This window comes from Acinetobacter sp. GWC1_38_13, assembly GCF_001767535.1.
Lineage (GTDB): Bacteria > Pseudomonadota > Gammaproteobacteria > Pseudomonadales > Moraxellaceae > Acinetobacter > Acinetobacter junii.
Map to the genome: position 1 here is coordinate 262 of NZ_MELG01000124.1, position 1233 is coordinate 1494.

2 protein-coding genes are annotated in these 1233 nt (G+C 39.3%); both read right to left on the bottom strand.

Annotated elements, in window-relative coordinates; translation table 11 throughout:
* Positions 1-31: 31 nt before the first annotated feature.
* Complete coding sequence (grpE, locus tag A2003_RS13630) at positions 32-577, bottom strand: nucleotide exchange factor GrpE (RefSeq protein WP_005158808.1); 546 nt, start codon at positions 575-577, stop codon at positions 32-34.
* A gap of 159 nt (positions 578-736) precedes the next feature.
* Positions 737-1233 (bottom strand): substrate binding domain-containing protein (locus tag A2003_RS13635; RefSeq protein WP_286687496.1); only part of this gene is annotated, 497 nt, incomplete at its 5' end.

Sequence of the window (1233 nt, forward strand, 5' to 3'; positions counted from 1 at the left end):
TTGAGCAAAATTTTAAATGCTCAACCTCAATTTATTGACCAACCATCACCATTGCTGGACGGAGTAGGCGACCATTTAAGGTATAACCTTTTTGCAATACAGTGCCGATTTGGTTCGCTTGAGCGTTTGGATCGATACCGACTGCTTGATGAAGGTCTGCATTGAAACCATTTTGTGTATCTGCTTCAACCACACCAAATTTTTCAAGTGTTGTCAGTAGCGATTTCAAAGTCAGTTTTACACCTTCAAGTAAAGGTGTTTGTTCATCACCAGCGGCTTGAATCGCACGTTCAAGATTGTCGACTGAATCCAACAACTCTTTAGCAAATTTCTCAAGAACGGTATCTTTGTGTTTTTCAGATTCACGCTGGATACGTTCAACACTCTTTTGTGCTTCGTACACGGCATTTGCAGTACGGGCTTTTTCAAGTTTCAAGCTTTCTTCGAGTTTGGTGATTTGCGCTTGTAAATCTTCAACGCTAAGCTCGTTTGCTTGCTCTACACCTTCAGCTTGAGTTTGTTCAGTTTGTTGCTCATTTTGAATGTCTTGAGCTTGCTCATTTTGCTCATTAGCCATTGATGATCTCCGTTGAAAAAAGTTCTTAAACATGTACAGTCCTTTTGGCGTGAATGCTCATAGGGTTAAACCCGAACTGCCACATCTTGTTCATTCATAGATAGGGATGAAGTATGGGCAAGGCGACAAAATTCAAGCGTTCAGGTTGATTTAAATCTTTTAATTTTGCTGATTTAAGTAAAAATTTAAGTTTTCGATGACAAAAGCAATAAATTCTTGTGTGATTTTCGGTAAATGTTGCCTTGATGCATAGACTAACGACAAGGTTAGGTCAGGTGCAGAAAAATCTGTAAATACCTGTTGCAAACGTTGTTGTGCAATATCCTGACGCACCAATAGCGTTGGTAACATGGCAATGCCTTCTGCTTTAAGACACATTTGATAGAGCGCAATCACATCATTACTTTTAAACGTAACATTTAATGGATAATTCTGAGGTTGTTGATCTGTATCAAACAAAGTCCAATACTCATTATGCGTATGGTGGGCTATACATTCATGCTGAATCAGTTGGCTTGGGTGTGAAAGGGGAGTGTGATCTTGTAAATAATGTGGATGCGCACAAAAGATAGATTCAATATCACAAACAGGACGAGCAATTAAACCATCAGCAACTTTCTGTGTAATTCTGAGTGCAAGATCAACCTGAGCATCCA

Bases quoted from the DNA above. Each gene is read 5' to 3' on its own strand.
- grpE (WP_005158808.1), bottom strand. From the start codon at position 577: ATGGCTAATGAGCAAAATGAGCAAGCTCAAGACATTCAAAATGAGCAA.